Source organism: Ruegeria sp. AE4, assembly GCF_056542185.1.
This window is the reverse complement of sequence record NZ_JBQFZK010000005.1, coordinates 1-14,725: the sequence shown is the minus strand read 5'-3', so window position 1 is coordinate 14,725 and position 14,725 is coordinate 1. Positions and strand designations below refer to the sequence as shown.

At 55.8% G+C, this 14,725-nt stretch carries 13 protein-coding genes and 1 pseudogene; 5 read left to right on the top strand and 9 right to left on the bottom strand.

Annotated features, from left to right (window positions below):
- Positions 1-3 precede the first annotated feature (3 nt).
- Positions 4-1,482, top strand: a complete 1,479-nt coding sequence (locus ACR0EK_RS09155; RefSeq protein WP_480967762.1) for an aldehyde dehydrogenase — start codon at positions 4-6, stop codon at positions 1,480-1,482.
- A 61-nt stretch (positions 1,483-1,543) separates the two neighbouring features.
- On the opposite strand, the gene ACR0EK_RS09150 is transcribed toward ACR0EK_RS09155, so the two are convergent.
- The 7 genes and pseudogenes from ACR0EK_RS09150 to ACR0EK_RS09120 all read right to left on the bottom strand — a co-directional run bounded on the left by ACR0EK_RS09150 (position 1,544) and on the right by ACR0EK_RS09120 (position 8,998).
- Positions 1,544-3,280: a SulP family inorganic anion transporter gene (locus ACR0EK_RS09150; RefSeq protein WP_480899529.1), complete on the bottom strand. Its 1,737-nt coding sequence runs from the start codon at positions 3,278-3,280 to the stop codon at positions 1,544-1,546.
- A 135-nt stretch (positions 3,281-3,415) separates the two neighbouring features.
- On the bottom strand, positions 3,416-5,098 hold the full coding sequence (locus ACR0EK_RS09145; RefSeq protein ID WP_480537511.1) for a bifunctional protein tyrosine phosphatase family protein/NAD(P)/FAD-dependent oxidoreductase: 1,683 nt from the start codon (positions 5,096-5,098) through the stop codon (positions 3,416-3,418).
- Between the two features lie 15 nt (positions 5,099-5,113).
- Positions 5,114-5,998: an MBL fold metallo-hydrolase gene (locus ACR0EK_RS09140; RefSeq protein ID WP_209504912.1), complete on the bottom strand. Its 885-nt coding sequence runs from the start codon at positions 5,996-5,998 to the stop codon at positions 5,114-5,116.
- Positions 5,999-6,090: 92 nt separating this feature from the next.
- Positions 6,091-6,711: a hypothetical protein gene (locus ACR0EK_RS09135; protein ID WP_480899527.1), complete on the bottom strand. Its 621-nt coding sequence runs from the start codon at positions 6,709-6,711 to the stop codon at positions 6,091-6,093.
- Positions 6,712-6,861: 150 nt separating this feature from the next.
- A complete protein-coding gene (locus ACR0EK_RS09130; RefSeq protein WP_480899525.1) occupies positions 6,862-7,527 on the bottom strand; it encodes a Crp/Fnr family transcriptional regulator in 666 nt (221 codons plus the stop codon).
- Positions 7,524-7,994: an Rrf2 family transcriptional regulator gene (locus ACR0EK_RS09125; RefSeq protein WP_480476276.1), complete on the bottom strand. Its 471-nt coding sequence runs from the start codon at positions 7,992-7,994 to the stop codon at positions 7,524-7,526. The genes ACR0EK_RS09130 and ACR0EK_RS09125 overlap by 4 nt, the downstream gene beginning before the upstream one ends.
- A 296-nt stretch (positions 7,995-8,290) precedes the next feature.
- A pseudogene (locus tag ACR0EK_RS09120) lies at positions 8,291-8,998 on the bottom strand (IS6 family transposase).
- 200 nt (positions 8,999-9,198) lie between these two features.
- Here ACR0EK_RS09120 and ACR0EK_RS09115 point away from each other — a divergent pair.
- Together ACR0EK_RS09115 and ACR0EK_RS09110 are read left to right on the top strand one after the other, a co-directional pair.
- Positions 9,199-10,011 (top strand): SDR family oxidoreductase, encoded by an 813-nt coding sequence (locus tag ACR0EK_RS09115; RefSeq protein WP_480505776.1) that lies wholly within the window; start codon positions 9,199-9,201, stop codon positions 10,009-10,011.
- A 36-nt stretch (positions 10,012-10,047) separates the two neighbouring features.
- Entirely contained in the window at positions 10,048-10,890 is an 843-nt protein-coding gene (locus tag ACR0EK_RS09110; RefSeq protein ID WP_480899523.1) for an SDR family NAD(P)-dependent oxidoreductase, read from the top strand.
- Positions 10,891-11,147: 257 nt separating this feature from the next.
- Here ACR0EK_RS09110 and ACR0EK_RS09105 read toward each other — a convergent pair whose 3' ends face one another.
- Positions 11,148-11,381 (bottom strand): type II toxin-antitoxin system RelE/ParE family toxin, encoded by a 234-nt coding sequence (locus ACR0EK_RS09105; protein ID WP_480773609.1) that lies wholly within the window; start codon positions 11,379-11,381, stop codon positions 11,148-11,150.
- A gap of 56 nt (positions 11,382-11,437) precedes the next feature.
- A complete protein-coding gene (locus ACR0EK_RS09100) occupies positions 11,438-11,683 on the bottom strand; it encodes a type II toxin-antitoxin system ParD family antitoxin (RefSeq protein WP_209504385.1) in 246 nt (81 codons plus the stop codon).
- A 378-nt stretch (positions 11,684-12,061) separates the two neighbouring features.
- Between ACR0EK_RS09100 and ACR0EK_RS09095 the strand changes: the two genes are divergently transcribed.
- The gene (locus ACR0EK_RS09095) at positions 12,062-13,258 is read left to right on the top strand and encodes an adenylate/guanylate cyclase domain-containing protein (RefSeq protein WP_480607943.1); all 1,197 of its coding nucleotides are present in this window, start codon (positions 12,062-12,064) and stop codon (positions 13,256-13,258) included.
- A gap of 74 nt (positions 13,259-13,332) precedes the next feature.
- Complete coding sequence (locus tag ACR0EK_RS09090; RefSeq protein ID WP_480607946.1) at positions 13,333-14,481, top strand: hypothetical protein; 1,149 nt, start codon at positions 13,333-13,335, stop codon at positions 14,479-14,481.
- Positions 14,482-14,725: the final 244 nt, after the last annotated feature.

The following is a 14,725-nucleotide window of genomic DNA, read 5'->3' as shown; positions in this document are numbered from 1 at the left end:
GCAATGCACCAGAAGCCACATTACCAGCTATTTATCGACGGCACTTGGACCGAAGGCGCACGTGGGCAAGTGATGGCCTCGTTGAACCCGGCAACGGGCGAGGAATGGGCCAGTTTCGCCTGTGCCGCAGCCGAAGACGTAGAGCGCGCCGTTTCCGCGGCGCGCCGGTCACTTGATGATCCGGCGTGGCGGGACATGACACAAACTGCACGTGGCAAACTGTTGTTCCGGCTTGCAGAACTGATCGAACAGAACGCAGGACGCCTTGGCGAGATCGAGACGAAGGACAGCGGCAAGCTGCTAGCGGAAACCGCGACCCAAACGGCATATGTCGGCGATTACTACCGCTACTATGCGGGGTTGGCGGACAAAATCGAAGGCGCGGTCCTGCCGATCGACAAACCGGACATGCATGTCTTTACGCGGCGCGAGCCCATTGGCGTGGTGGTCGCAATTGTCCCCTGGAACGCGCAGATGTTTCTCACGGCTACCAAGCTTGGGCCAGCTCTGGCCGCGGGGTGCTCGGTTGTGCTGAAGGCATCAGAGATTGCGCCCGCCCCAATGCTGGAGTTCGCCCGCTTGATCGACAAAGCGGGATTCCCACCCGGCGTCGTTTCCGTCATTACCGGGGACGCAGAAAACTGTGCGATCCCTCTCACCCGACATCCTGACGTAGACCGGATCGCATTCACTGGCGGCCCGGAAACGGCGCGTCAAGTGGTGCGCAACTCGGCTGAGAACTTTGCCGTAACCACGTTGGAATTGGGTGGAAAATCCCCAATCATAGTATTCGATGATGCCAATCTGGATGGTGCGGCCAACGGACTGATCGCGGGCAATTTCGGCGCTTCGGGTCAAAGCTGCGTCGCAGGATCGCGCGGGTTGATCCATCGTCCCCTTATGGAATCTCTTATCGCCAAGATCGAAGAAAAGATGTCGGGCATAGTCATCGGCGATCCATTGGAACCTGAAACCCATATTGGCCCGCTGTGCACCAATTCCCAGATTGTCAGAATTCAGGCGACACTGGCCAAGGCCAGGGAACAGGGTGCCCGTATTCGTTTCGGGGGCGCGCCACTGGATCGGTCTGGTCATTTCATGGCCCCAACACTGGTGGAATGCACCAGTGCCGAGACAGAGACCCTGAAGGTCGAAATGTTCGGTCCCGTCATGTCCTTGCTGCCCTTCGACACTGAAGAAGAGGCAATCAACCTGGCCAATGACACGCCATTCGGGCTTGGCTCGGGTATCTTCACCGAAAATGTCGCCCGTGCTCACCGTGTTTCATCCCGCCTGAAATCGGGCATCTGCTGGATCAACACCTACCGCGCCGTCTCACCCATCGCGCCCTTTGGCGGCTTCAACCAATCCGGTTATGGCAGGGAAGCGGGATTAGAGGCCATTCACGACTACACGCGGACCAAGACCGTTTGGCTGAATACATCGGACAAACCGATGTCGAACCCCTTTGTTATGCGCTGAGGTGATCTGCAACACGATCAGCATAACCCAAGGGGCGCTTATCTGAATGCGGCGGCTCCTGTTACTCTGCCGCCGTTCTCACCCTCTCCGGCGCGGTCAACCGCTGCCAAGCGTCGTACTGGGCCAGAAAGATTTGCCCGTTGAGGTCGTCGAGGAAATGCGATTGTTTCAAGCGGTCCATGACGGGGCCTTTGACCTCGGACAGGTGCAGACCAACGCCCATGTCACGCAGGCGGTGGTTGATGGCCTCAAGGCTTTCGAGGGCCGAAAAGTCGACCTCGTTCACCGCCGAGAACATCAAAACCACGTTGCGGATTTCGCAGCCCTCGGTCACACGCGCCTGAATCAGGTCTTCGAGGAAACGGGCGTTCACGAAATACAGGCTTTCATCCACCCGCAGCGTCACCAGTGACGGCTCGGTGTCGACCTTGTGGCGATTGATGTTGCGGAAGTGTTGCGTACCCGGCACAAGCCCGACCTCGGCCACATGTGGGCGCGAGGTTTTGTAGAGATGCAAAAGGATCGAAATTGCCACGCCGCTGGCCACGCCGGTTTCGACCCCGGCCAACAAAGTCAGGACGATGGTGGCGGCCACGGCTGTAAAATCGGCGCGCGAATATCCCCAGGTCTTTTTCAGGATCGACAGGTCCACAAGGCTCAGCACCGCAACAATGATCGTCGCGGCCAGCGTGGCCTTGGGCAAAAAGTACACCAGCGGTGTCAGGAACAGTGCGGCAATCGCCAGACCACCAGCGGTATAGATGCCTGCCGCCGGGGTTTCCGCCCCCGCATCGAAGTTCACGACCGAGCGTGAGAACCCACCGGTGACTGGAAAGCCGCCGGTAAATGCCGCGCCCAGGTTGGCTGCGCCCAGACCGATCAACTCCTGATCGGGGTCCACGCGCTGGCGTTTCTTGGCAGCCAGCGTCTGCGCAACCGAGATGCTTTCGACGAAACCGATGATTGAGATCAGGATCGCTGGCACCAGCAATGCACCGATGAGGTCCGGGGACAGCCCCGGCAAAGTCAGCGGCGGCAGGTTCTGAGGCACTTCGCCGACGATCTTGATGCCCTGCGCATCCAGCCCGAAGCCCCAGACGACAACCGTGGTCACCACCACGGCGGCAACTGGTCCGGCCTTGGTCAGCACGTCAGCCAACAGGGGCGGCACCCCCATGCGCCGCAACGCGGGCTTGAGGTTCTTGCGCACCCAGAACAGGAACGCAGTGGCCAGTACGCCGATGATTATCGTCAGCCAACTGATTTGCCCGAGGTTTTCGAAGATTGAGCTCAGCATCCCTGGCAGAGTATGCCCATGGGCGCTGACACCCAGAATGTGCTTTAACTGGCTGGTCGCGATCAGGATGCCCGATGCGGTAATGAAACCTGCGATGACAGGATGGCTAAGGAAATTGGCCAGAAAGCCCAGTCGGAAAACGCCCAACAGCACCAGAAACCCACCCGACAGGAAAGCCAGCGTCAGTGCCGCCACCATGTATCCGTCCGTGCCCTGCTCGGCCACCTGCCCCACAGCGCTGGCTGTCAGCAGTGACACTACCGCGACAGGCCCCACCGCCAACGCCCGACTGGTGCCAAAAACCGCATAAAGGACGATCGGCAATATCGAAGCATAGATCCCGGCCTCGGGCGGCAGCCCTGCCAGCAAGGCATAGGCCAAGGACTGTGGGATCAGCATGATCGTGACGATTACAGCCGCGATCAGATCATTCGACAGCGACGCACGGCTATACCGGCGACCCCAGTCAAGAATAGGAAGGAAACGTAAAAGGCTCTGCATGGGTTCACGTCCTGAGAAAGCGGCGGCCAGAGCGTGGGAGGCTCTGACCGCCATACCTTGGCCGGTCGCACTTTTGGTGAAGGCGGGACAGGCCAGAACTGACACCGGTTCTTCCGGTGTCAGTTTCGAAAGGAATTAATCGGTCGCCACCTTCAGTGGTTCGGGCTTGGCCAACCACTCTTTGCCCTTCAGCATCGCGGACCAGTAAATCGGTGGCAGCAGCTTCTCTTTCAACAGCCACGCCAACCGGCTGGGTTGGGTTCCGTCGATCAGGAGTTTCGGGAAGCTGGGTGTCATCACCCCACCATAGGCAAACTCGGCCAGAACGATCTTGCCGCGCTCGACCGTCAACGGGCACGAACCGTAGCCGTCATAGGCGGCAACTGGGCCGCGGCCCTGAATGTCTGCCACGATATTATCGGCCACGGTCGGTGCCTGTTTACGCGCCGCCGCAGCGGTTTTGGCGTTGGGCGCGTTCATCACGTCACCCAGCGACCAGATATTGTCGAAACTCTTGTGGCGCAGTGTCGCCTGATCAACATCGACCCAGCCCGCAGCATCCGCCAGCGGCGACACGCGAATAAAGTCCGGCGCGACCTGTGGTGGGCAGACATGCATCATGTCAAACTCGACTGTGACCAACTCGGGCTCGGTGTCGGGCACTGCGACCTTAAAGGTCGCTTTTTTTGCCGTCCCATCTACCGACACCAGATTGTGAAAGAAATTCAACGAGGCGTCGTATTTTGTGACATATTCCATTAGCGCCGGGACATAGTCCTTGACCCCGAACAGCACGCCGCCCGCGTTCATGAACTGGATGTCGATATCCTTCAGAACGCCTCGCCGGAACCACGCATCGCCCGACAGGTACAACGCTTTTTGTGGCGCACCCGCGCATTTGATCGGCATTGGCGGCTGTGTGAACAGCGCCCGGCCTTCCTTAAGCCCTTCGACAAGCTGCCATGTGTAGGGCGCCAGATCATAACGGTAGTTCGAAGTCACCCCGTTGCGGCCCAAGGTTTCTTCCAGCCCTTCGACCGCGCCCCAGTCCAGCTTGAGCCCCGGAGATACGACAAGACGGTCGTATTTCACCACGCGACAGCCATCCAGAATTACGGCATTGTTCTGCGGCTCGAAGGCCGCAACTGCCGCCTTGATCCACTTCACCCCGCGCGGGATCAGCGACCCCATCGTCTTGGCGGTCTGTTCTGCTGAGAAGACACCCCCGCCCACCAAAGTCCAGCCGGGCTGATAATAATGTACGTCAGACGGATCAATTATGGCAATGGACAGGTCGGATTTGCGCGCGTGCAGGCTGGCCGCAGTGGCGATACCGCCTGCCCCACCGCCCACGATAACCACGTCGAAGGATGCGTCGCCCGTGTCGGTCGGCGTTTTCCCACCATTGGCAATGCGGCGGGCAACGCCGCTCATGTCATAACCGGCTACCTTTGTGGCTGACAGAATCTCGGATACCGGACGCTTGTGCGCCGCCTCGTTCAGCGACCACAAAGTGGCCGAGCGCGTGCCGGTCCGGCAATATGCCAGAACCGGACCCGGCAACTCGGTCAGTGCATTGCCAAAGGCCTCGGCGTCGGCATCCCTGACGATACCGGTTTGCACTGGAACATAGCGCACCTCGAGACCCAGTTTTTTCGCTGCTGCCTCGATTTCCTCGAACGTCGGCTGATCGGCACCTTCGCCATCGGGGCGGTTGCAAATGATGGCACGAAAGCCCGCGCCTTTTATGGCCTCTATGTCACCTGGCGTAATCTGCGGTGAAACCGAAACTGCGCCTGATATCTTCCTGATGTCCATGGGTGCCTCTTGCGTTCAGAGCTTGTTGACTGGAACTTTGAGCATCTGGTTCCCATCCTGGTCCGTTGGAATGCCACCCGCCCGGATGTTGACCTGAATCGAGGGTACGATCAGTGTCGGCATTGCCAGCGTCGCGTCGCGCTCGGACCGCATTTTGATGAACTCGTCCCTAGTCTTGCCACCGCCCACGTGAATGTTGTGGGCCTTCTCCTCGGCTACCGTGGTTTCCCACTGGATGTCACGCCCGTTGGGACCATAATCGTGACACATGAACAGCCGGGTTTCGTCCGGCAGGCTGAGCACTTTGTGGATCGAGTCAAATAATGTCCCCGCGTCACCACCGGGGAAATCGGCCCGCGCCGAGCCACCGTCAGGCATGAACAACGTGTCGCCCACAAAGGCTGCATCCCCGACAACATGCACCATGCAGGCAGGTGTGTGGCCCGGTGTATGCATGGTAAAGGCGGTCATGTTGCCGATCTTGTAGGTCATGCCATCGACGAACAGGGCGTCAAACTGGCTGCCGTCCCGCTGAAATTCGGTGCCTTCATTGAAGATCTTGCCAAACACGTCTTGCACGATCTTGATGTTTTCACCGATGCCGATCTTGCCGCCCAGCTTTTGCTGGATGTAAGGCGCGGCTGACAGGTGGTCGGCATGGGCGTGGGTCTCAATGATCCATTCCAGCTTGAGGCCCCTCTTCTCAACCTCGGCAATCAGCATGTCGGCATGGCCAAACGTAATGCGGCCAGCGGCATAATCGATGTCCATGACACTGTCGATAATCGCACAGGAATTCGAGGTCGGGTCCGCAACGATATAACTGATTGTCGCCGTTGCCTCGTCGTAAAAACCCTGAACATCGGGTTTCACGCTCAGATCCACTGGGTAGCTTCCAATCGGCGTCGCTATCGCGTCGGCCATCTTTTGGTTGTGTATCTCGATAGACTTCTGATCATTCATGATCTTGCCTCCTAACTGGCGCGGATCCGTTACCCGTTTCCGCCGCGTGTCATCATCATTTCGTGGACGGCGTCCATGCCGCGATCCGCCATCGCGCTCACTTCGGCCGCATGGATATGCATGGCTTTGGCTATTTCCGGATCGTCGGATGTTTGCACCACTACGATCCCTTCAGAGGTCACTTCGATATCCGAGGTGATCTTGTCGCCATGTTCAAAAAATATGTCGAGGGTCGGGCTCTGAATGATGATCATCGGATCATCCTTGCGGCCCACCCGATCGATCATCCCGGCAACATGGGAGATCAGAGCATCCATGACATCCGGGTCGGAAGATCTCGTGACAGTGCGAATACCATTGGGAAGGTTTTCAACCTCGCGCGTGATCGTATCGAAATTGCGGAACATCACAGCCAGCTCGGCGCTTTCCTCGGGCGTTGCGTTCTCGCCCCGCAGCCCCGGCATGTTGACCTCGTCGTGGCCTTGCCCGTCTGCACCATGACGATGCTCTGCCCGATCACCGGCCATGCCCTGGCGATGCCCGTGCCCGAACGTCAGAAAGATGTAACTGCCAGCCGCGCCGACCAAAGCAGCAACAAGCAACGCAATGGCGATGCCGCCGAACGTCCGGGCGGGTTTGCGCTCATTCATCTTCGTCTCCTCCGTTTCTGCCAGCCCATATCCGGCCTTCACGTCAGACCTGCAATCACCTTGGCGGCTTGAAAAGTTGAGGAGTAAATATAACTTTGAAATCCTGACTTCAGTGACAAAGTCACGAAACCGGAAAATTTCCCGAAATGGTCAAGTGCTTTGCGCCAAGCGTTCCAATGCCGCCTTGTCGGTTATCGTAATGCGCCCCCGCGATTGGGTAATCATCTCGCGCTTTTGAAAGTCCTGCAAAATCCGCGAGACAACTTCACGCGCGGTGCCCAGTTCGCTGGCAAGTTGCTGATGCGTTGCCTGAATGTCTTCCCGCCCCCCGGCCAGAACCAGAAGACGTTCAGCCAGGCGAATATCCAGGTGCCCGAATGCCACGTCATCGACCACCCGCAACAGATCAATCAGTCGGCGCGAGTAGGCCTCGAATACAAACTCGCGAAATGCGTCTTCTTCCGAGATCAAACGGTCAAAGGCATGTTTCGGCAACGTCACCGCCGTTACGTCGGTTTCGGCAATACCTTCAGCGTTATATGCTTCTTCTGCCAGCATACAGGCCGTCGTCAGTACACAGCTTTCCCCCGCCTCGACCCGATAGAGCACGATCTCGCGGCCCGAATCCGAACTTTGAGAAACGCGAATCCGTCCGTCGCACAAGAACAATAGGCTGTCGGGAACGTTGTCAGGGCCGAATACCTGAGCGCCTTTTGGGCACCGCACGATACGGGCCGCTGTACGCAACCTTTCACGCACAGCTTTCGGAAGGCGACTAGTCCCGTGAAATCGCTCAGTCCAATCTAGGATTGTCATCTTGCGTTGCGCATAGGTGCCACGATGCCCTCCTCAATCGGCGCGATACGGTTTAACAACTCGTTTCTGTTTGAGGCAATGTCAGCCAGCGTCAGATCATCAAGCACAGCCATGAATGCCCCGGTCGCTTTTTGGATCGCTTGGGACAATTTACATATACCGATCAGAGGGCAGGTGTTTTTTTCAGGGTTAAAGCATTCGACCACATCCAGGGGCCCTTCGGTCAGGCGAATTACATCGCCGATCTTTATCTGTTCCGCGGGTTTAGCCAACCGGAAACCACCGCCTCTGCCGCGTGCTGTTTCCAGATACCCGGCCCGACCCAACTCGTGCACGATTTTTACAATATGCGGCCGGGCAAGGCCGTGCACCCGCACGACATCGTCAACGCGAATGCGATCTGGGGCCTTGAGCGCAGCCAGTTGCAAAGATCGCAGCGCATAGTTGGAATAGGATGTCAGTTTCATGCGTGCCTCCGGCAAAAGCTCTAGGCGCAATATAACTTATTTGCAATTTCTGTGTGTTTTCACTGACCATGTGTTTTGCTGAGGGTGAAGTCAGGCCAACTTACCTGACCTGCGCAGCGACTGGGTCGCTGACTGGGCCGCAACGGACATCACGACTTTTCTGATAAGGAAGCTGTCGACACCCGACCGGAACGGCAGTTCAATTCTCTGCAAAAAACGCTGAACAAAGACGGTATGGGTGGCGGTGCTGTCAGACGAATTCGAACCAGTCTCAGTTTGCCGCAGAAACCACGAACCTATCCAGAACAAAGCTGACGCCACTCGGCGAGAGCGGCGGTGCGTGTCAACTTGAAGTTGTCTCGGCTGGCTAGCGATCTTTCCTAGTTGAAGTGGTTGTAGACGGACGCGTGGACGGCGGCGAACTTCTGCAAACTTTGCATGTGCCTGAAACGCTGCATCGCGCGTTCTCTTCGTCGGAAAGGCAGGTGCGAGTTCTCGACGCGGTTGTTGAGCCACCTACCCGTCCTTTGTTTTTCGGTAGAGCCAAGCTTTCTGAGAGCGGCCCGGTACGATGCGAAGCGACCCGTGGCGACGGTTTCCGCCTTACCATGTCGCTTCATCAATTTCTTGAGGAATTTCAGCGCTGCAGCTTTGTTTCTGCGTTTGGCAACAACGGCCTCCGGCACCTCGCCGTCATGATCCACAGCCCGCCAAAGGTAATGCCGCTTGCCATTCACCTTCACGAAAACTTCGTCTACGCGCCACTTCCATTTGCAGTATGCTCTCAATTGCTTAACACGCATTCTTCGAATTTCAGCAGCAAACACTGGGCCAAACCTGTTCCACCAATACCGGACAGTTTCGTGGCTCACGTCGATGCCTCGCTCGTGCAACATGTCTTCGACATTCCGAAGCGAGAGCGGGAAACGGATGTACAGCATCACTGCGAGGCGGATGATCTCGGGACTGGATTTGAAATACTTGAAAGAGGCAGGATTGGTCATGGGCAAAAGCTGCGCAACCGCCCTGCCCCGCTCAAGCAAAGTTCTTCTGATAAGGCCTTTGCCCTCCTTTTGCATGGACGCAGACTTACTTCTTAAAAAAATTCCGTTTCCAGAGAATTGTGCAAAAATTTTGGAGTATAGAAAAAGAGTCACGCAGATTTCTTGAGTATTGTGCTTATAGGCACCAGGGGATCGATGATATGAAGACCATTCTAATTACCGGCGCGTCGTCTGGTATCGGCGCGGCAACGGCCGGGTATTTTCAGGCCAGGGGATGGAACGTCGTTGCCACGATGCGGACCCCTGCCAGCGGCTTGGATCTTGCCAATTTGGAGAACGTCCACCTGGCGCGGCTGGACGTGACGGATGCCAAATCAATCGCGACGGCCGTGGCAGAGGGCATCGATCGCTTTGGACAGATCGACGTTTTGCTGAACAATGCAGGCTATGGGGCCTATGGCGCGCTCGAAGCCTTTACGATGGACCGCATCCGACGCCAGTTCGACACCAACGTTATCGGCTTGATAGAGGTGACCAAAGCGGTGCTTCCGCACTTTCGTCAAAACCGTTCCGGCACGGTGATCAATATCTCGTCCATCGGTGGGCAGATCACCTTCCCACTGGGTGCGCTTTATCACGGCACCAAGTTTGCGGTGGAAGGTCTGTCCGAAGCCCTGCACTACGAGTTGGAACCGTTGGGCATACGGGTGCGTATTGTTCAGCCTGGCATGATCCAGACGAATTTCGGCGGCAGCTCGTTCGATTTTGCGATGGATGAAAATCTGTCAGGCTACACGCCGATGGCCGAAGCCATGGGGCGCCTGTTCGGCAGACTCGCATCGAACCCTTCTGCGCCAGAGACGGTTGCTGAGGTGATTTGGGACGCGGCCAACGATAGCAGCGACCGTTTACGGTATCGCGCAGGACCTGATGCCGAGGCTTTGCTGGATGCCCGCAAACAACAGGACGATGCGGCGTTCATCGGGGGCATTAAACAAAAGATGGCGCCCTGAAACACGACGTGACCCGTCATCATGAGAGGAAAAAACATGTACCAAAAAGCAGTCGAAAAAGGCGGCCTGGCCGTTGTCACCGGGGCGGCAAGCGGCGTGGGTCTCGCTGCGGCCAAACGGTTCCTGCAGGCGGGTCTGGGTGTTGTGCTGGTCGATCTTCCGGGAGAGGCGCTGGACAAGGCCGAGGCGGATTTGATCGAACTGGCGGATACGTCCCAGACGGTTCGGGCGATCCCCGCGGACGTGACCAACGCCGCAGCCATGACGGATCTCGCCGATCAGGTCTTTGAACTCGGAGAGGTGGCTGTTTTGATGAACAATGCCGGGATTGCGCTGCCGACCGGCAGTTGGGAAAACAGTGAGAACTGGCGGAAACTGATAGAGGTCAATCTGTTTGGCGTCATGAGCGGAGTGCACGCCTTCCTGCCGCGGATGATCGCCGCAGCACGCCCTGCCGTGGTTATCAACACAGGCTCGAAACAGGGGATCACCACGCCACCCGGTAACGCCGCCTATAACACCAGCAAGGCCGCTGTGAAGGTCATGACCGAGATGCTGGCCCACGAGCTGCGCGAGGCGGGTGCCGAAATCAGCGTCCATTTGTTTGTGCCCGGCTTTACCTATACGGGCATCATCCAGAAGTTCATGCCCGAAAAGCCCGCGGCGGCATGGTCAAGCGTCGAGGCCATCGACTATCTGCTGAAGCGCATGTCGAACGGAGATTTCTATATTCTCTGCCCCGACAACGATGTCTCAGAAGCCCGCGACAGGAAACGCGTCGAATGGGCCCTAGGTGATATTGTCCATAACCGGCCCGCGCTGTCGCGCTGGCATCCTGACTATGCGGATGCCTTTGCCACCCACGAGGTCTCGGAATAGCCGCTCCAAAAGTGCGGCCGTAAATGGAGCCAACGAAACTGCTATCCAAATCACAGGGCTTACACCTCGTCGAAATACCTAGCAAACATTCGTACGAAGCGCGGCATCTGAGACTTTGGGCTCAATGTCGTCGTTCTCGGCTTCGCAGCATTAAATTGGCCATAGTCAAATCCGGCCTTCGCTCCGGCTCGAAGGATACCTTGGACAATGCGATCAAATGCTGTGTGTGCAGCCCGCATTTCTGCCATTCGCCGAGACTACAAGTGCTGTTCCATATCCATACTTTGATGCAGTATTCTGATGATCGCGATCAACTCGCCTCGAATTTGATAGTAAATCGCATGCCTACCGATCAATGTCTTGAGATATCCCTCGCGGACTAAAGATGGTCTGCCCGCCTTCTTCCCCGCCGCGATATCTTCAAACGCGTCGATGATGTCGTTGGAATACACCTCGGCTCGTTCGCGTGACCATTCTTGCGCCGTGTAAATTCAAATCCCTTCGAGATCAGCTTCCGCCATCGGTGAAAGCACATATTTTTGAGATATCAGGTGCTGTTCTTCTGGCGCATGCGTTCCTGAAACGCCTCGCGGTCAAAGGCACGTGGTTCACCCGAGTTTTCACCAACGATCAATGCGTCCTTCAGCGCCTGGATTCTGGCTTCATGCTCCTCGAGAAGCCTTAGGCCTGCCCGTACGACATCGCTTGCCGAGCCGTAGCGTCCGTTGCTGACCTGAGTGTCGATGAAACCGGCAAAATGGTCCCCAAGGGACATCGAAGTGTTCTTTGCCATGTTTGCCTCCTAGATATCACATATACCAATATTCGGTATTTTTTTAATATCCCCGGATACGTGGTACAGTGGCACGTCATCGAACTGACGATGGGGTGGCATGCGGCGGATCGGAGGATCGGTCAAGCGCTGCGGCATAGCTTCACCAGACCAGACTTTCGCTGCGGTGGCAAAATTGAGCGTACGGCGAGCTGGTGGTCTGCGGATGTAGCTGGCACTCACCTCGAAGCAAATAAGCTACACGAACGCCTGATCATTGGAAAACCGCGGGAGTTGGAAATGAGAAAGCGCTAGATTTTCGATTTGGTCTCGGTATTTTTTGGTAAGCGTTAGTCGCGAACGTAACACTCTTACCATTGCATCAGAAGATGATGAATTTTGCCGCAAGATAACGAAACGCAAGCGAGTTCTAACAAGATTGCAAGACGTCTTGCAGCGATACTGGCTGCCGACGTTGCCGGATATAGTCGTCTTACCAGCATCGATGAAGAAGGCACTGCTAAAATGCTCTTAGAGCATCGATCAGTGACTGATGCGCTTATTGAGAATTTTGGTGGTCGGATTGCCAACACCGCAGGTGACAGCATTATTGCTGAATTTGCGAGCTCTGTCGAAGCGGTGCGATGTGCCGTTGAAATTCAGGAAGCAATACGGACACGCAACCTCTCGGTTCCGTCGTCTTCTCAAGTTCAGTTTCGCATCGGGATAAATGTCGGAGACGTGATCCTTCAAGATGGTGATCTTTTAGGTGACAGCGTAAATGTGGCCGCTCGACTAGAAAGCCTCGCTGAACCTGGTGGAATCTGCTTGTCTGGCGAGGTACACGACCAGATACAAGGCAAGCTATCCCTTGGATTCCGTGCCATGGGAACCAAGCGATTAAGGAACATTGATCGTCCGGTGCGCGCTTACAACGTTGAAGGCGTCCAAGATGTCAGTGTGCGTAAAGAAAATAAGCTGCGCATTCTGGCCGCGGGAGGTGCCTTTTTCGCTGCCGCCTGCTTGGGTCTTGTGTATGTTCTTACTGCTCGTGACAGCACTACAACGCTTTCTGGTGGATCGCCGCCGTGGACGTCTGAAAGCAACCTGGATGCACCTCCACTGCCTAAGATGTCTGACGTAGTTGCATCAGGCGAATGGAATGAACATTCCTATTATGCAATTTTGACATGGGGCAGTTCCTGGCAGTCAGCTGTTGCAGATGCCAAAGAGAGGGGTGGCTATTTAGCTTCCATTACATCCGAAGCTGAGAACAGTTTTGTTTTCGAACTCATTAAGAACGATGAGCGCTTGTGGGATATGCATCAGGATGGGCAAGCTTTCGGACCTTGGATCGGCACATATCAGGAGGAAGGTGCTATTGAGCCAGACGGTGGGTGGGCGCTGGTCAGCGGCGAACCGGTTACGTTTTCGAACTGGTCAGAAGGCCAGCCAAACAATCATGGCGGGAACTCGGACGTCGTTCGGTTCCACAATTACGTTCATCAGCCTTCACCGTATTGGGACGATGCAAACGGCACCGGATCATCACGAGGGTATATTCTAGAAGTTGAGCGCGTGGATAGTACTAACTGATAAAAGCGGGCCTTTGACGTTGTAAATATCAGTACATTCCAATTCTCTGAATACGGGGAACCTGAAGAAGCAAAATGCAAATATTCTTTAGACATTGGATCTTATCCGTTTTTTTAGTGTCGTCGATCATTGCGACGTCGGCAAGTGCGCAAAACGTGACGTTCCCAACGGACTTCTTTGCTGAACGCCTGCAAGGCTCTGCATGCTCGAAGTTTTTTTCTTCATCTCGCCTGAACAGTGACCTTAAGATGATTTCAGCACTAAGTTCAGCGAGCATGACGAGCACCAATTCTCTGAACGTCAACCACGATGCCTTCTCCAAAAGGTGGACAAAGCTCTTAGAAGTTTCATATGGCGCGGCGGCAAAAGGTGACGCCGCGGCCAGCAAAAAAATCTTGGGCACTCTGGTCCATCTTGGGAAAGCGAACGCCCTGCTGAATGCCCCATCATATAATAGCGCAAAGAAAGTGGAGTGCTGGAAAGGTGGCCGAAGCGACCAACCATGTCCACTGCATGTTGTGCAACACACTGGCTATACTGGCGTTGCAATGTTGTATTCGGCCATTGTGCTTGAGGAATACGCGACACCAGACCAGAAACGAATACTGGATACGTACTTTGACAAGATCTACAAGAAATTCCTTTCCCCACTGGCGTCAAACGGCGCGCAAAGTGACGGATTGTATGAATTTGGAGACTATGGTTTGGGCGTGCTTGCCTACGCTAGGTGGAAACGTGATGCATGGCTCGCCAAAAGCGAAATACGCAAGCGCCGCTCCTCTTTCATCAAAAAGATAGATGCCCAAGGCATGCTGAAAGAAAACTCATTTCGCGGCTACCGCGGCTATTGGTATCACACTCTGGGAGCAGAAAGCGCCTTTGGTTACGCGCTAGTTGCCAGAAGTTTCGGTACCGACTTTTTCAAGGACGCCAAACTTGGTCCAAGGCTTCAGAACCTTGCCAATCAAACGGTGATTGGTGGGCAGAGTTACTCTGATTTTCGCGAGCGCGCCCTGCAAAAATCTCCGAAAAATGCAATCAAGGACCCAAACGCAGAAATCCCCCACATGCATCAGTTCGCCGTTGGCTTACCGATCATCTTAAAACGGGAATATGGCTACGGGATAACAACAACGTCAGCTTACAGATCAAAGGGCCGTCTCGAAACGATCAGCAAAATAACAGGTTTCAACGCTGATTGTTACTACTCCAGTTTACGCTGAATTCGGCAGCGTATCTGTTGCAGCGTGGCACACTGAGAAAATCTAACGTTCTGCTTAGGGCTCTCTCGGAACCTTCGCTGCGCCAGGCTTGAATGGCCGCCCTTCGAGATAGGGGCCGTTCACCTGGTCGCGCGTGAATTGGCGGTGAGCGGAGATAGTGTTGAAGAAGTCGCCGTTTGGGCGCGTTCAGGATGCGGCCTCAATAGGCTTCCGCCTTCCCTTCATCCCGTCAGTCTAGGTTGTG